This window comes from Paracoccus sp. L-17, from assembly GCF_056857655.1.
This window is the reverse complement of the sequence record NZ_JBSXNM010000031.1, coordinates 40879-56698: the sequence shown is the minus strand read 5'-3', so window position 1 is coordinate 56698 and position 15820 is coordinate 40879. Positions and strand designations below refer to the sequence as shown.

Annotated in this window: 14 protein-coding genes and 1 tRNA gene; 5 read left to right on the top strand and 10 right to left on the bottom strand. The window is 65.7% G+C overall.

Features of this window, described 5'->3' with window-relative positions; all coding sequences use genetic code 11:
* Nucleotides 1-18 precede the first annotated feature (18 nt).
* The 5 genes from aspS to AC13CR_RS05760 all read right to left on the bottom strand — a co-directional run bounded on the left by aspS (nt 19) and on the right by AC13CR_RS05760 (nt 5181).
* A complete protein-coding gene (aspS, locus tag AC13CR_RS05780) occupies nt 19-1794 on the bottom strand; it encodes an aspartate--tRNA ligase (protein ID WP_446233871.1) in 1776 nt (591 codons plus the stop codon).
* A 59-nt stretch (nt 1795-1853) separates the two neighbouring features.
* A complete protein-coding gene (locus AC13CR_RS05775; RefSeq protein ID WP_292957140.1) occupies nt 1854-2513 on the bottom strand; it encodes a CPBP family intramembrane glutamic endopeptidase in 660 nt (219 codons plus the stop codon).
* On the bottom strand, nt 2486-3298 hold the full coding sequence (locus AC13CR_RS05770; protein ID WP_292957137.1) for a glycoside hydrolase family 25 protein: 813 nt from the start codon (nt 3296-3298) through the stop codon (nt 2486-2488). Before AC13CR_RS05770 ends, AC13CR_RS05775 begins: the two co-directional genes overlap by 28 nt.
* A 194-nt stretch (nt 3299-3492) precedes the next feature.
* Nucleotides 3493-3762, bottom strand: coding sequence for a hypothetical protein (locus tag AC13CR_RS05765; protein ID WP_292957134.1), 270 nt, complete (start codon nt 3760-3762; stop codon nt 3493-3495).
* 39 nt (nt 3763-3801) lie between these two features.
* Entirely contained in the window at nt 3802-5181 is a 1380-nt protein-coding gene (locus AC13CR_RS05760; protein WP_292957131.1) for an FAD-binding oxidoreductase, read from the bottom strand.
* 148 nt (nt 5182-5329) lie between these two features.
* Between AC13CR_RS05760 and AC13CR_RS05755 the strand changes: the two genes are divergently transcribed.
* Nucleotides 5330-6223: a glycosyltransferase gene (locus AC13CR_RS05755; RefSeq protein WP_446233821.1), complete on the top strand. Its 894-nt coding sequence runs from the start codon at nt 5330-5332 to the stop codon at nt 6221-6223.
* Nucleotides 6223-7044, top strand: a complete 822-nt coding sequence (locus tag AC13CR_RS05750; RefSeq protein ID WP_292978051.1) for an NAD-dependent epimerase/dehydratase family protein — start codon at nt 6223-6225, stop codon at nt 7042-7044. Before AC13CR_RS05755 ends, AC13CR_RS05750 begins: the two co-directional genes overlap by 1 nt.
* A 3-nt stretch (nt 7045-7047) precedes the next feature.
* Here the strand turns inward: AC13CR_RS05750 and AC13CR_RS05745 are convergent, their stop codons facing one another.
* On the bottom strand, nt 7048-7608 hold the full coding sequence (locus AC13CR_RS05745) for a hypothetical protein (protein ID WP_292957124.1): 561 nt from the start codon (nt 7606-7608) through the stop codon (nt 7048-7050).
* A 156-nt stretch (nt 7609-7764) separates the two neighbouring features.
* Here AC13CR_RS05745 and AC13CR_RS05740 point away from each other — a divergent pair, with 156 nt between their 5' ends.
* Complete coding sequence (locus tag AC13CR_RS05740) at nt 7765-9540, top strand: chloride channel protein (RefSeq protein ID WP_292957122.1); 1776 nt, start codon at nt 7765-7767, stop codon at nt 9538-9540.
* 28 nt (nt 9541-9568) lie between these two features.
* Here the strand turns inward: AC13CR_RS05740 and cobT are convergent, their stop codons facing one another.
* Nucleotides 9569-11437, bottom strand: a complete 1869-nt coding sequence (gene cobT, locus AC13CR_RS05735) for a cobaltochelatase subunit CobT (protein WP_292957119.1) — start codon at nt 11435-11437, stop codon at nt 9569-9571.
* A gap of 166 nt (nt 11438-11603) precedes the next feature.
* Here cobT and AC13CR_RS05730 point away from each other — a divergent pair, with 166 nt between their 5' ends.
* Entirely contained in the window at nt 11604-12188 is a 585-nt protein-coding gene (locus AC13CR_RS05730) for an NADPH-dependent FMN reductase (protein ID WP_292978049.1), read from the top strand.
* 75 nt (nt 12189-12263) lie between these two features.
* Here the strand turns inward: AC13CR_RS05730 and AC13CR_RS05725 are convergent, their stop codons facing one another.
* The 3 genes from AC13CR_RS05725 to AC13CR_RS05715 are packed head-to-tail and all read right to left on the bottom strand — an operon-like array spanning nt 12264 to nt 15582.
* Entirely contained in the window at nt 12264-13514 is a 1251-nt protein-coding gene (locus AC13CR_RS05725; protein ID WP_292953759.1) for a hypothetical protein, read from the bottom strand.
* Nucleotides 13515-13537: 23 nt separating this feature from the next.
* Nucleotides 13538-14929, bottom strand: a complete 1392-nt coding sequence (locus tag AC13CR_RS05720) for a TolC family outer membrane protein (protein ID WP_292953768.1) — start codon at nt 14927-14929, stop codon at nt 13538-13540.
* Complete coding sequence (locus AC13CR_RS05715; RefSeq protein WP_292953756.1) at nt 14929-15582, bottom strand: protein-L-isoaspartate O-methyltransferase family protein; 654 nt, start codon at nt 15580-15582, stop codon at nt 14929-14931. Before AC13CR_RS05715 ends, AC13CR_RS05720 begins: the two co-directional genes overlap by 1 nt.
* 124 nt (nt 15583-15706) lie before the next feature.
* Between AC13CR_RS05715 and AC13CR_RS05710 the strand changes: the two genes are divergently transcribed.
* A tRNA-Cys gene (locus AC13CR_RS05710) sits at nt 15707-15780 on the top strand.
* Nucleotides 15781-15820 lie beyond the last annotated feature (40 nt).

Sequence of the window (15820 nt, the reverse complement as noted above, 5' to 3'; positions counted from 1 at the left end):
CAGGCGCGGGGTGTCAGATCACTCTTTTGGCAAGACCCGCAGACGCAGGTCGCGAAGCTGGTCGTTCGCGGGTTCGGAGGGCGCACCCATCATCAGGTCTTCCGCGCGCTGGTTCATCGGGAACATGATGACCTCGCGGATATTCTGCTCATCCGCCAGCAGCATCACGATCCGGTCGATCCCGGCCGCGCAGCCGCCATGCGGCGGCGCGCCAAAGCGGAACGCCTTGACCATGCCGCCAAACCGCTTTTCGACCTCGGATGCGGGATAACCCGCCAGTTCGAAAGCCTTGAACATGATCTCGGGCTTGTGGTTGCGGATCGCACCGCTGACCAGTTCATAGCCGTTGCAGGCCAGGTCGTATTGAAAGCCCTTCACCGCCAGCGGATCGCCATTCAATGCCTCCAGCCCCCCCTGCGGCATGCTGAACGGGTTGTGGCTGAAGTCGATCTTGCCCTCGTCGGTCTTCTCATACATCGGAAAATCGACGATCCAGGCGAATTTGAACTGGTCCTCGACAGTCAGGCCCAGTTCCCGCCCGATCTCGTTGCGGGCGCGGCCGGCCACGGCCTCGAACGCCTCGGGCTTGCCGCCCAGGAAGAAGGCCGCGTCACCCTCGTCCAGGCCCAGCTGCCGGCGGATCGCCTCGGTCCGTTCAGGACCGATATTCTTGGCGATGGGGCCTGCGGCCTCGGTCTGGCCATCCTCACCCTGGCGCCAGAAGATATAGCCCATGCCCGGCAGCCCTTCCTTCTGCGCGAAGGCGTTCATGCGGTCGGCGAATTTGCGGCTGCCGCCGGTGGGCGCGGGAATGGCGCGGATTTCGGTGCCGTCCTGTTCCAGCAGTTTCGCAAAGATCGCAAAGCCCGAGCCGCGGAAATGGTCGCTGACAACCTGCATCTCGATCGGGTTGCGCAGGTCGGGCTTGTCGCTGCCGTATTTCAGCATCGATTCGGCATAGGGGATGCGCGGCCAGTCGGCCTCGACCGGGCGGCCCTTGCCGAATTCCTCGAACAAGCCCTGGATAACCGGCTGAATCGCCTTGAAAACATCCTCTTGTTCGACAAAGGACATCTCGACGTCGAGTTGGTAGAAATCGGTCGGACTGCGGTCGGCGCGCGGGTCTTCGTCGCGAAAGCAGGGCGCGATCTGGAAATAGCGGTCAAAGCCCGCCACCATGATCAGCTGCTTGAATTGCTGCGGCGCCTGCGGCAGCGCGTAGAACTTGCCCGGATGCAGGCGCGACGGCACCAGGAAGTCGCGCGCGCCTTCGGGGCTGGAGGCGGTAATGATCGGCGTCTGGAATTCGGTGAAGCCGGCGTCCCACATGCGGTTGCGCAAGCTGCGGATCACCTGCGAGCGCAGCATGATGTTGTTGTGCAGGCTGTCGCGGCGCAGGTCGAGAAACCGATAGGCCAGCCGGGTTTCCTCGGGGTAGTCCAGATCGCCAAAGACCGGCAGCGGCAGTTCCTCGGCCGGGCCCAGCACCTCCAGATCGGTGGCATAGACTTCGATCTCGCCGGTGGGCAGCTTGGAATTGACCAGTGATGGATCGCGCAGCTTCACCCGGCCGTCGATGCGGATCACCGTCTCGGCGCGCAGCTTTTCCATCGCGGCGAAGGCGGGGCTGTCGCTGTCGGCCAGGACCTGGGTCATGCCGTAATGGTCGCGCAGATCGACAAACAGGACGCCGCCGTGATCGCGGACACGGTGAACCCAGCCGGACAGGCGGACCGCCTCTGCGGCATGGGCGGCGTTCAGATCGGCGCAGGTATGGCTGCGATAGGGGTGCATTGCGGACCTCGTTCGTTCAGCCCCCGCATGAACCGTGCGACAGCGGGGAAGTCAACCGCTCAGAAAGGCCGCACCACGTTGCCGCTGTAGAAATAATAACCCATCCCGACCGCGAACAGGATGTTGCCCGCGACCGCATGCAGCAGCCACGCCGCTGGAAAGCCGTGACGCCGATAGGCCCGCGCAAAGATCCAGCCGCCGATGAAGGTCAGCGCCAGGACGACCGCCGACCAATACATCAGATGCGCGAAGGCGAAGACCGCGGCATTGATGGCAATGCCGGCGCGCCCCTGGGGCAGCACCGGTCCGTAGCGGTGAAAGAAAAGCGCGCGAAAGATCAGTTCCTGCGGCAGCGCGGAAAGAAGCGGATAGAGAGCCCAGATCAGCAACAGGAATTCCGGCCGGGTGCGGGCCAGGACGAACAGCGCCTCGGGGCGGACCAGCCACAGGATCGCGGTGCCGGCGGCCAGCGTCGCGATGGCGATGCCCGCCACCTCCCACCAGGGAATCCGGATGCCGCGGATCAGGCTGGACCAGCGAAATCCGCCGGTCCGCCACAACAGCAACAGGCCCGCCAGCGTGAACAGGAACAGCGCCGGAAACAGCCAGCCTTTCGGCAGAAACAGCGCGATGGCCAGCGGCGTCCCGACATAGAGCGCCGCGAATTCGGCCAGCAGCCGGGGGCGCGGCGCTACCGCGTCAGGCGTGCCGACAGCCATCGTGTCCAGTCGGCCGACGAGCCCGCGAAGGCATTCAGATCGACATTGCCCTCGATGCCCGGCACGATGCCGGTTCCGGTATATTGCCAGAAGGTCCAGTTCTGACCGGGATAGGTCATGCGCGGATGGTCGGCGACCGAGCGCAGCCAGAACTCGGCACGCAGATCGCCCAGCTGGTTCTCGCGGTAGAAATCGACCGTCGTGTAGATGATCGGGCGCTGGCCATAGTAGCGGCCGACGATATCCATGAAGACCGATGCCTCTCGTTTCACCTCGGCGGGCGGCGGGCGGCGTGGACAGGTGTTCGAATTGGTCCATTCGAGATCCAGGACCGGCGGCATGGCGCCGCGTTCGCGCGGGACGTTCTTGATGAACCACTCTGCCTGTTCTTCGCCGGACCGGCAGAAATAGTAATAATGATAGGCGCTGCGCGGCAGGCGCACGGCAGCAGTTTCGCGCCAGTACCGTTGAAAGGCCGGATCGACGTGATCGGCGCCTTCGGTCGCCTTGATGAAGGCGAAGTTGATTCCCGCGCTTCGGACACGGCCCCAGTCGATGTCGCCCTGCCAGCGCGAGATGTCGATACCGTGCACATCCTGATTGTAGGGATGGCCATTGCGCCAGGCATGGGGGCGGCTGTCGCCCAGTTGCGGTGTCTTGCCCGCGGTGTAGGTCGAACCGCCGGGGCCGCCTCCGCCTCCGCCTCCGCCGCGCGGGGGCGTGCGCGAACACGATACCGCCAGCACGAGCAACAGCCCGATCAGGATTTTAGTCAGATGCCTCATATCGCCTGCCCCACGGGATTTGCTGCTGCTCTGCGCCTGTCGGCGGCGCTTGGTGCCGTTATCGCAAAGCCGTGAGGCAAAGTCACCGGGGCGTGACGGTCACGTCTGCGTCAGAAAGCGGACCGGCAGGCGCAGAGGCCAAGGCTTCGCCCGATCAGGCGGGGCAGGATCCCTTTTGCAGCGGCGTATCGCCTTCAGTTGCTGGCCGGCGGGCTATCCGTGGCCGCACCCTCGGTCCCGGCGGCGGGCGCGGCGGCTGCATCCGGATTGCTCACCCCCTCGGCCTGCGTCACGGGCGTTCCCTGGGGCGGTTCGGTGGTCGCGATGCCGTCATCGCCTTCGTTCACACCGGGAAGGAACAACCACCAGGCAAGCGCCGCGACGATCAGCGCCAGCCCGATGGCGATGACCGCCGGCCGGTGATTTCTGGCCGAGCGGCCGGGATCGTTGTCGTTGTGGGACATGGCAAGGCTCCTTTCTGGATCAACATGCAAACGGGAAGGTCAGTTCCGGTCCGGCACCAGCTTTCCAGGGTTCAGGATGTCGCGCGGATCAAGCGCCGTCTTGATCGCGCCCATCACCTGCCAGCCTTCGCCATGTTCGGCCGCCATCAATCCCCGCTTGCCGATGCCCACGCCATGTTCACCGGTAATCGTGCCACCGACGCGCAGCGCGCGTTCGGCCATGCGGGTGGCGATACGCTTGGCCTCGGCGAGTTCGGTCGCATTGCCCGGTTCGACAAGGATCTGAGCGTGAAAATTGCCGTCGCCCACGTGGCCCACGATCGGCCCGATCAGCCCCGCCCCGGCGATATCGGCGGCGGCGGCGGCCACGGCCGCGGGCAGATGCGACATCGGCACGCAAACATCGGTGACCACCCCGGTTGCGCCGGGGCGAAGCGCGCGGCAGGCGTGATAGGCACCATGCCGCATTCGCCACAGGCGGGCGCGATCCTCGGCCGTCACGGCCCAGTCGAAACCCTGTGCGCCGAAATCGCCCGCCAGATCGCCGAATCGCTCCGCATCCTCGCGCACCGCGCCGGGCGAGCCGTGAAATTCCACCATCAGATGCGGCTTTTCGGGCAGGGTGCTGCCGGAATGGGCATTGAAGGCGCGCGCGGTCGCTGCATCGACGAATTCGATCCGGGCCATCGGAATGCCGGACTGGATGGTGGCGCTGACGCATTCGACGGCGTGATCGAGGCTGTCGAAGGCGCAGACTGCGGCGGCGACCTCTTCGGGCTGGCCGTGCAGGCGCAGGGTCAGTTCCGTGATCACGCCCAGCGTGCCTTCGGACCCCACGAAAAGGCCGGTCAGATCATAGCCTGCGCTGGTCTTGGCCGCCCGCGTGCCGGTGCGGATGATGCGCCCGTCGGCCAGCACCACCTGCAAGCCCAGAACGTTGTCGCGCATGGTGCCATAGCGCACTGCGGTCGTGCCGCTGGCACGCGTCGCGGCCATGCCGCCCAGGCTGGCATTGGCGCCTGGATCGACCGGAAAGAACAGGCCCGTCGCCCGCAATTCCATGTTCAGCGCCTCGCGCGTCACGCCCGGTTCGACGCTGACCTGCATGTCCTCGGCGCGGATCTGGACCACCCGGTTCATCCGCGACAGATCCAGCGTCAGGCCGCCGCGCACCGGCAGGGCGTGACCTTCCAGCGACGTGCCCGTTCCCCAGGGAATCACCGAGATCCCGGCCTCGGCACAGATCGCGAGGATGGCCGAGACCTCATCGGCGGTCTCGGGCCAGGCCACGGCGTCGGGCGGCGGGCTTCTGTGGAAGGTTTCGGATTGCGCGTGGTGATCGCGATCCGCATCCGACACCGACAGGCGCGCGCCGAGGATCCTTCGCAATCTTTCGATCAGTTCGTCCCGCAGCGCCATCGGCAAACCCTCGCCCGTGCCAAGTGATTGTTCCGGCGATGAACCTTGGCAAAGCCCACCGCGTTCTGCCATCAACAGGCCAAAGACCTGCCATAATGTCGCGGCAGAGACCAGTCAGACCATGATATCCCGGAAGGACGCCTCTCTGATGAACAATTCGCGAATTTCACCGCTGCGGCCCGACGCGTCGCGCCATGCCGGCCACCGCCTGCCCGATGGCCTGCGCGATGAAACGCCGCGGCGCGCCGATCATGCCTATGTGACGCTGGTCAGCAATCCGGATTATCTGCCGGGGGCCGAGGCCCTGCTGCGTTCGCTGCGCCTGACGGGCTCGAGGGCCGATCTGGTGGTGATGCATCGCGGGCTGAGTGCCGGACAACTGGCGCGGCTGCGGGCGCTGGATGCGCGACTGGTGGCGGCGGACCTGCTGCCGACCTCGGAGGCGTTCGACCAGGCCCATGCCCGCGACGCGCTGCATCGTCGCGCGGCCTTCACCCGTGGGGCCAAGCCGGATTTCCACACGCCCCTGGACAATTTCGTCAAGCTGCGGCTGTGGCAATTGGATTACGACCGCTGCGTCTTCGTGGATGCCGATGCCATCGTGCTGCGCAACGTCGACAAGCTGTTCGAGATGCCGGAATTCTGTGCCGCGCCCAATGTCTATGACGGGCTGGACGGGTTTCTGCGGATGAATTCGGGCGTTTTCACGGCCCGTCCCGATCAGCGCACCCATCGCGAGATGCTGGCGCGGCTGGACCGGCCCGGCGCATTCTGGCGACGAACCGACCAGACCTTCCTGCAGGATTACTTCCCCGACTGGCACGGCCTTTCGATCCACCACAACATGCTGCAATATGTCTGGTTCAACATGCCGCAATTGTGGAGCTGGGACGACATCCGCATCCTGCATTTCCAGTACGAGAAGCCCTGGCAGGAACACGACAAGGCCGATCTGCTGCGGCCCTTGATCCAGCTTTGGCGCGCCATCGCCGCGGGCCAGCCGGTTCCCGACCTGGCCGCCCAGGCCCGCCCCGCCGCCTGATGCGCATCGCGCTGACCGGCGCCAGCGGCATCGTCGGCGGCTTCGCGCTGCGGGCCGCGTTGGCCCAGGGGCATGAGGTGACGGTGCTGGACCGCGCCAGCGGCTATGTCCTGGGCGACGCGCCCGACCTTGCCGGCCACCACGCCCTGGTCCACTGCGCCTTCGCCCATGTCCCGGGCCGCTATCGCGGCGGCGAGGGTGCGGATGCACAGGGATTTCGGCGCGACAATCTGGACGGTTCGATCCGGCTGTTCGATGCGGCGGCGGCCGCGGGCGTGGGCCGGATCCTGTTTTTGTCGTCGCGCGCCGTCCATGATGGCCATCCGCCCGGCATTGCGCTGTTCGATGACCTGCCGCCACGTCCGGCCAATCTCTACGGCGAGGTAAAGGCGCTGGCCGAGGCGCATCTGCGCCGGCTGAGACCGCAGCTTCGGGCGACCTCGATCCGGGCGACAGGCATCTATGGGCCCGGCCCGGCGCAGAAATGGCGCGGACTGATCCGCGACTATCTGGCAGGTCGCGCAATCACGCCGCGCGTCGCGACCGAATTGCACGGCCGGGATCTGGCCTGCGCGATGCTGCTGCTTCTGACACAAGAGACCCCACCCGCCAGCGTCAATGCGTCCGATCTGGTCCTTGACCGCCGCGATCTGCTGGCCGAGGTGCGGGATCTGACGTCCAGCCGCCATCCCCTGCCCCATCGCGCGGATGCGTCGTTGCTGAACGTGCCGGATTGCGCGGCCCTGGCGGCGATGGGCTGGCGGCCCGGCGGCATGACGCTGCTGCGCCAGAGCCTGCCGCGCATGCTTGCGGATCCGTGAGGGTCAGCGTCCGCAGAGATAGGCATGAACCGGCCGGGTCTCGCCCGGCGGCGTGAACTCCAGATGGTCCAGCCGCGCGCCATAGGCGATCAGCCGGATCGGCAGCGTCCGATCCCCGGCCATCCGCATCTCGACCGTGCTTCCCGACAGGCGATATGCGACGGGCAGGGATACGATTTCGGCGCGCGCGCTGATGAAAAGCCCGTATTCGAAGGTGGCCGGGTCGGTGCAGGATTTCGGCGCCTGCCCGCGGGTCAGTCTCAGCATGTCGTCGCGCATGGTCCAGCGACCGATCAGGAAGCCGGGCGGCTGCGGGCGAAATTCGTCGAACCCTTCCAGACGCGCATATTCGGTCAGAAAGGCGTCATATCCCCGAACCTCGCGAAGATCGGTCAGATAGGTTGTCGGATCGGTCTCGCGCAGCCCCTCCAGATAGGCCGCGGCGCGGTGATCCAGTTGCCGCAGCACCAGCAGATAGATCGCGACGGCCGACAGGGCGGCTGCGGCGGCGATCCACTGGACACGGCCAAGTCCGCGCATCCGGCTGAATCTGATCGCGGCCATGTCCTGTCCCTTCCACTGCTTCGCGGGCCGGATGCTGCTTACGGTTTGCATCCGGGCAGGCAAAGGCATAGCAGAGAAGGCGCTGCGAATGGCCCGGACCCGGCCCGCGGCATTCCTACAGGTCGCCGGCCGCGACCACAACCGCCACCGAGAGCCATGACCGATACCGCCACGACCGACCTGCCCGGACTGAACAACGACACCCGCAATGTCTCGTTGATTTCGCTTTCCTTTCTGGCCATCGGCATCGGCATCGTCACGGGCCTGGGCGCGATCCTGCTGCGCTACCTGATCTCGTTCATTCACAACCTGTTCTTTCTGGGCGAATTCTCTTTCGCATATGATGCCAACATCGCCACGCCGCCGGCCCCTTTCGGGCCGCTGGTGATCCTGGCCCCGGTGATCGGCGGGGCGATCGTGCTGTGGCTGGTGCGCCGCTACGCGCCCGAGGCCAAGGGGCACGGCGTGCCCGAGGTGATGGATGCGATCTATTACCGCAACGGCAAGATCCGCCCGCAGGTGGTCGTGATCAAGTCGCTGGCCTCGGCGCTGTCGATCGGATCGGGCGCCTCGGTCGGGCGCGAAGGTCCGATCATCCAGATCGGATCGGGGATCGGATCGGTCCTGGGCGGGCTGGCGCGATTGCGCAGCTGGCAGGTGATCACACTGGTCGCGGCGGGGGCCGGGGCGGGGATCGCGGCGACCTTCAACACGCCGCTTGGCGCGGTGCTGTTCGCGGTCGAACTGATGCTGCCGGAATTCAGCGCACGCACCCTGATCCCGGTCGTCATCGCCACCGGCACCGCAACCTATATCGGCCGACTGGCCTTCGGCATTGCTCCGGCCTTTCTTGTCGCCGCGCATGAGAGGCCGGATCTTGTCGTGCCCCTTTCGGTCGACATGCTGCCTCTCTACGTGATCTTCGGCCTTGTCACGGGGGTCGCCGCGGCCGGTTTCGTGCGCGGTCTCTACATGATCGAGGACGCTTTCGACGGCTGGAAGGCCAATGCCTATCTGAAAAACGCCGCCGGAATGCTGTCGCTGGGCATCCTGATGTATGTGCTTTTGCTGACCACCGGCATGTATCACACGGCGGGCGTCGGCTATGCCACGATCGAGGCGATCCTGACCGGTCAGTTGACCGCGCCGGCCTTCCTGATGCTGCTTTTCGTGCTGAAGTTCCTTGCCACCTCGGTCAGCCTTGGCGCCGGCGCCTCGGGCGGAATCTTCTCGCCCTCGCTGTTTCTGGGCGCAGCACTTGGCGGGGCGTTCGGCGGCGTGCTGGACATCATGTTCCCGAATCTGGGTTTCCATTCGGTCACTTTCGCGCTGATCGGCATGGCCTGCATCGTAGGCGCCTCGACCGGCGGGGCGCTGACCGCCATCGTCATGCTGTTCGAGATGACCGGCGACTACACCATCACGGTCGCGGCGATCATCGCGGTCGTGGTCGCGCTTGGCGTCCGCAAGCAATTGTCGCCCGACGACATCTACACGCTGAAACTGACGCGCCGCGGCCATCGCATCCCGCGCGAATCGCGCGCCCACATGTTCGGCATCCGTCAGATCAAGGAAATCATGTCCCCTGCCGTCGGCGTGATCGAGAAGGCCGAACTCGGCGATCGCGGCAGCGTGGACACATTGCTGGGATCGGAACGGATCTATGCGGTCGTGGTCGAGAACCGCAGCGTCGTCGGCATCGTCCGCGTCCATCCCGAAGATCCGACCAGGCGACACGGCCCCCTGATCGGTCCGGTGGGCTATGCCAAGGAAACCAGTTTTCTCCAGAACGCGATGACGAACATGGCCGACCGCGATCACGCGGCGCTTCTGATTCTGCCCGACAAGACCATGCCACGGCCGGAAAACGTGATCGGCGTGCTGACCCGCGACACCATCGCGGCGGCGGTTCTGCGCGATTATCGCAGCTGAGACGGAATCGGCCGGCGGATCCCGCGCCTCAGGCGCGGCGCATTGCCGCCATGCCCAGAACGCGCGCGCGCTTGCGCGGGTCGCTGTCGAACAGCGCAGCCAGTTGTTCCGTGATCGCACCGGCCAGCTGTTCGGCATCCGTGATGGTGACAGCCCGGTCGTAATAGCGGGTCACATCGTGACCGATGCCGATGGCCAGCAATTCGACGGCGCGTTTCTTCTCGACCATGGCGATCACGTCGCGCAGGTGCTTTTCCAGATAATTGGCCGGATTGACCGACAGGGTCGAATCATCGACCGGCGCGCCGTCCGAGATGACCATCAGGATCTTGCGCGCTTCGGCCCGCTTTGCCAGCCGCCGATGCGCCCATTCCAGCGCCTCGCCGTCGATGTTTTCCTTCAGCAGCCCTTCCTTCATCATCAGGCCCAGATTCGGCCTGACACGACGCCAGGGCGCATCCGCGGGCTTGTAGATGATGTGGCGCAGATCGTTCAGGCGGCCCGGCTGGGACGGACGACCCTGTTTCAACCATTCCTCGCGGGCCTGCCCCCCCTTCCACGCGCGGGTGGTAAAGCCCAGGATCTCGACCTTGACGCTGCACCGTTCCAGCGTCCGGGCCAGCACGTCGGCGCAGATCGCCGCGATCGAGATGGGTCGGCCGCGCATGGAGCCGGAATTGTCGATCAGCAGCGTCACCACGGTATCGCGGAACTCCATGTCCTTTTCGACCTTGAAGCTCAGCGGCGTGGTCGGGTTGGCCACAACGCGGGCCAGGCGGCCGGCATCCAGAACGCCTTCCTCCTTGTCGAATTCCCAGCTGCGGTTCTGCTGCGCCTGAAGGCGGCGTTGCAGTTTGTTGGCCAGCCGGCTGACCGCACCGCGCAGCGGTTCAAGCTGCTTGTCCAGATAGGCGCGCAGACGCTCCAGTTCGGCCGGGTCGGCCAGATCGTCGGCGCGGATTTCCTCGTCCCAGTTCTGCGAGAACACACGGTAATCGGGGCTGGCCTCGCTGACCGGCGGCGGAAGGTCGGGCGGCGCTTCCGCATCCGGCATCTCGGCCTCGTCGGTCAACTCGTCATCGGCCTGATCGTCCATGCTGACCTGGGCCTGACGTTCGTCCTGCTGCTGTTCCTGACTGCGCTCGGGCGAGCCTTCGCCATCCTCGCTGTCATCCTGGTCGCGCGCCTGGTTGTCGCCGGCCTCCTCGTCCTGTTCGGCGTCTTCCTCGGCGGCATCATCCTCGGGTTCGTCGGGATCCTCGCCCAGTTGATCACCATAACCCAGATCGCTGATGGCGCGCCGCGCAAGTCGCGCGAAGGCCGCCTGATCGGCCAGGGTTTCACGAAGATCGCCCAGCGTTTCGCCCGCCTGCTGTTCGATGAAGGGCCGCCACAGATCGGCGACATGCTGCGCACCCACGGGCAGGGCCCGGCCGGTCGCGGCCTGCCGAAGGATATAGCCCGCGGCCACCGACAGTGGCGCATCGGCCGGAGCCTTGATCTGGGCATAACCCTTCTTGTCGGCCTCGGCGCCGATCCTGGCATCGATGTTGGACAGGGCGCCGGGCATGTCGCGCGCGCCCAGAGCCTCGCAGCGGGCGGTTTCCATGGCTTCGTAAATCTCGCGCGCCATCGGACCTGCTGGCGCAAATTTCGCATGGGTCGCCGCGTCGTGATGGCGCATCCGCATCGCAAGGGCATCGGCGGTTCCGCGCGCCAGCAGCACCTCTTGCCGGCCCATGCGACGGCTGATCTGCGGCAGGCGCATCGTGTCGCCGGCGACACCGGACGGATCGGCGCTGAAGGTCACGTTCAACTCATGCTCGTCGGCAAGCGCGCGCGTGGCCTCGGTCAGGGCCTTCTTGAAGGGATCGGCGGGATTGTCGGATGTCTTCATGTCATCCATAGAGCACCGCCCGAGGCGCGGGGCAAGGGGCAGACGCGGCGCCAGGAGGCTGTGCAGGGCCGCACCGCCGCTGTGCGCGGATGCGCAAAAGCCCTTGCAACCGGTCAGGTCGCGATCGCGTTGGTGGGGATATTGCCCAACGAAGAAAGGACAGGTCATGGCCAGACCCCGGATTGCCGTCATCGTCAGTTCCACGCGCGACGCCCGTTTCGCCGACAAGCCCGCGGAGTGGCTTATGGCGCAGGTCGCGGATCACCCTGATCTGGACTTCGAGAAGGTCGACCTGCGCGAACAGAACCTTCCATTCTTCAACGAGGCCGCGTCGAATCTGTGGGTCGAATCCAAGGATCCGAACGCGCTGGCCTGGCAGAGGAAGCTGGACGGTTTCGACGGCTTCATGTTCGTGCTGGCCGAATACAACCACTCGGTCCCCGGGGCGCTGAAGAACGCCATGGATCAGGCCTACAAGGAATGGAACCGCAAGCCGATGACCGCGCTGGCCTATGGCGGCGCGGGGGGCGCGAGGGCGCTGGAGCATCTGCGGATGATCGCCGTGGAATTGCAGATGGCGCCGCTGCGCAATGCGGTCCATATCGGCGGCGGCGATTTCCTCAAGGTTTCTCCCATGGGCGAGGATGCACCGATGAGCGAGATCGAGGATCATCTGGCGGCGTCCCTGAAAGCGACGCTTGAAGATCTTGTCTGGTGGACCAAGGCGTTGAAAGCCGCGCGAGCGGGGTGAATCCGGAGTGACGAAAACAAGAAGGCCGCGCGATTCGGTGAATGCGCGGCCTTTTCGATGAATCCTCGGCTCCGATCAGATCCGGTCCAGCTGATCGTCCATGGCGGCCGCGATCTCGCGGCGGATCACGGCGCGCAGGTTGCGTGAAAAGCGCTGACCCATCTCGCCCTGCAATTCCTCCTGGATCATCTCGCGCAGCAGATCGCGGATGCCCTGCTCTTCCACTTCAGGCTGATGTTGCGGGCTGGCGGGTTCATTGGCTGCCGCGACCGGCGCCTCGGCAGGAACCGGAGAAACGGCTGTTTCCTGCGCCGCCGACCCGGTCGGGATCGATGCGATTTCAGCGGTCGGGCGATGCCAGACCTCGCAGGCCCCCGCGGCGGCGGCAAGCGGCGCGATTCTCGCCTCCGGAACGGGTTCGCTGGCTGCCAGTTCCGGGACCGGATCGGACGCAGATCGTGGCTGGCTGCTTTCGGCAGTCTCTGCCGCGGACTTCCGTTCTGGCAGGGATTTTACCGCGATCGGCGCCGAGTCGTTCATCGCGCCCCCATCCGCCGGTTCGGGGCGCATCCGGGCCTTCCAGTCAAAGGCTTCGGCGAAGGCGTCTTCCTCCATCATGGCCTCGAAATCGTGCAGAGGGGTCGGCCCGGCCGCATCACTGCCCCGGCGCAGGTCCGGCAAAGGATCCTCATCCGAAGCCGATTTCGCATCAATCCCGGCGTTCCGGTCTCTAGGCAAGTCACGCAGCGGACCCGAATTGACCCGGCGGGCCACGTCCAGACGAAGCGGCCGAGGCGCGGGCGGAACCGGCTGATGTGGCGAGGGCGCGGAAAACGACGCTCCGATTCGTCCCGAGAACGAGCCCTCGGGCTGCGGGGTTGTTGCGGACATGTGGCACGCAAGTTCGCTGCCCGGCAATTCCGCCACAGCCTCGGTATCGGCGTGGCGAACAACGCGACCTGCTTCATCGGGCCTTTGCGGCGGCTCGGGGGGCGTTTCCGGCATGATCGGCCTGGGCCGGGCGGCATCGGCGCCATTCGCGGCCTGACCCAGCGGCCAACCCTCCGCCTCGGGCTCGACCGCCGCGTCGCCGAAACGCGACCGCGCCAGTTGTCGGGCAAGAGCGGCGTTTCCACCGTGACGTCGTGCCAGAAATTCGGCCGAATCCTCGTCGATGACACGAGACGCGGTTTCTCGATCGTCGATCAGGCGATCCCGTGCGGCGGACAAAGCTTCATCCTCCGCGATCAGGCGGCGGATGGCGGTCAGCACATCGCCGATATCCTCGGACAGCCGCGCTGCGGACTGGATCTGTCGCTCAGCCATGGGTCACCCCCATGGCGCGGGCGTCATTGCTTGCGGCCGATGGCGCGCAGGACGCGATCAAGGCTTTCGCCCTGCTTGCTGGTATAGGGCGCATCACGCACGGCATTGTAGTATTGTGATGGGTCATAGGTCGGAATCCCAAGTTTCAGGTTTTCTACCGTCAACAGACCCATAGCAGCCAAAAGTTGATAATGTGCTAATTGCAGATTGGATTCGGCGGTGATCTTGTCGGCCCGCGCCTGCAGCAGGGATTGTTCCGAATCCAGCACGTCCAGCGTCGTCCGCGCACCCAGCAGCGCCTCTTCGCGCACACCTTCATAGGCTTGCTGCGCGGCGGTGATCTGCTGGTCGATGGCACCGATCTGCGCCCGCGCCACCTGGATATTGGCCCAGGCTTCGCCGACCTGCTGGCTGATCTGCCGCGATGTGTTCAGCAGCGCCGCCCGCGCCTGGTCGCGCGCGGCCATCGCCTTGCGCTGTGCCGATGGCAGGCGGCCGCCGGAATAGATCGTCTGGTTCAATTGCACCCCAACAGAGGCAGTGGCACGATTGTCGTAGACGCCGGAAAACGTGCTGGGACTGCGGGTCACGCCCACGCCGAGATTGCCCGACAAGGTGGGATTGCGTTCGGCCGCGGCGGCCGCCACGCCCAGTTCGGCGGCGGCGGCCTGACGCTGGGCCTGAAGGATCGCCGGATGGTTCTTCTGCGCAATGGCCCGCGCGGCATTGACCGATGCCGGCAGTTTGGGCAGCGGCGGCGGCGCGCTCAGGCCGGTGGGTTTCCGCCCGGTCGCCGCCAGATAGCCTTCGCGCGCGATTTCAAGTTGACCCTGCGCGGAGGCCAGCGCCGCCTGGGTCGCGGCCAGTTGCGCATCGGCCAGGGCCACATCGGTCACGGTGATCTCGCCCACGTCAAAGCGATCCTGCGCGGCCTGCCTTTCGCGCGACAGAACCCCGACCGAATTCTGCTGCAAGGCCACCTGCTCGGTGGCGCGGCGAACCTCGAAAAAGGAGGCTGTGGCATCAAGCAGAACGTTCTGTTCGACATTCACCAGCGCCTGCCGCGTGGCCATTACCTGTTCCTTGGCGGAATCGATGGCAAGCTGCGATCTGCCCCAGTCGTAGAGCGTCATTTCAGCCCCGATCTGCAACGAGGTCGATCGCGTCGTCAGCCCGCCCTCGCTTTGCTGCACGTCATGGCTGGCGATCCACTGGACCACGGGGCGAAGCTGGGCGATCGCGCTGGCGACATCCTCGTCCGCCGCCCGCAGCACGGCCCGGTTCTGATCCATCAGCGCCGAATCGCGATAGGCCGCAACCATCGTGTCGGCCAGGGACTGGGCGCGCGCGGGAAGGGCGATCGCGCCGCCCAGGATCGATGACAGGACAAGCGCGCGAAAACAGGTGCGAAAGATCACAGGCTGAACCTCCGTTCGCGGGTAAAGCCCGGCAAGAGCGGGGCATGGGCGTTGAAGGCATAGCGCCAGTTCACGCGGTCGTTCAGGCGATGGCCGATGCGGACAACGCCCAGCCGTCCCTCGTCGAACAGAGCCGCGATGCGGCCGCCTTCCTTCAACTGGTCTTCAATGGCGGCCGGAACCTGCTGGACCGCGCCCTCGATCAGGATGGCGTCATAGGGCCCTTGACGCGCTGCGCCTTCGGATAGCGGTCCCTCGAGCACGGCGACGTTGAAGACATCGGCCTCGGCCAGCCGGCGTTCGGCCTCGGCGGCCATGTCGGCGTCGTCCTCGATGGCGACGACCGCCTCGGCCATGCGCGCCATCACGGCCGCGGAATACCCATATCCACACCCCAGATCCAGAATCAGGTCATCCGGCTGGATGTCCAGCGCGTCCACCATCTTGGCCAGTGTCCGCGGCTCCAGCAGGACACGGCCGCGTCCGATATCCAGATTCTCGCCGGAATAGGCCACGGCGCGGCGGCCGGCGGGAACGAATTCCTCGCGGGGAACAGCCAGCATCGCTTCGATCACCGGGAATTTCGTGACATCGTTGGGACGAACCTGGGTATCCACCATCATGGTGCGGCGCGCGGCGAAATCGGTCATGTCGGGCCCTTATGCGACCTGCTTTGTCTGCTTACTGCCACGATTCCGGGATGCGGGCAACGCCGCTCATTCCCGTCTTGCGCCGTCAGCGCCGATCCACTAAATCATTCGCACTCTGAAGATCGGTGGGTTGGCGGAGTGGTTACGCACCGGATTGCAAATCCGTGAAGACCGGTTCGATTCCGGTACCCACCTCCAGAAAGTCCCCTGATCGACGCGCAGCATTCCCGCCCGGCAA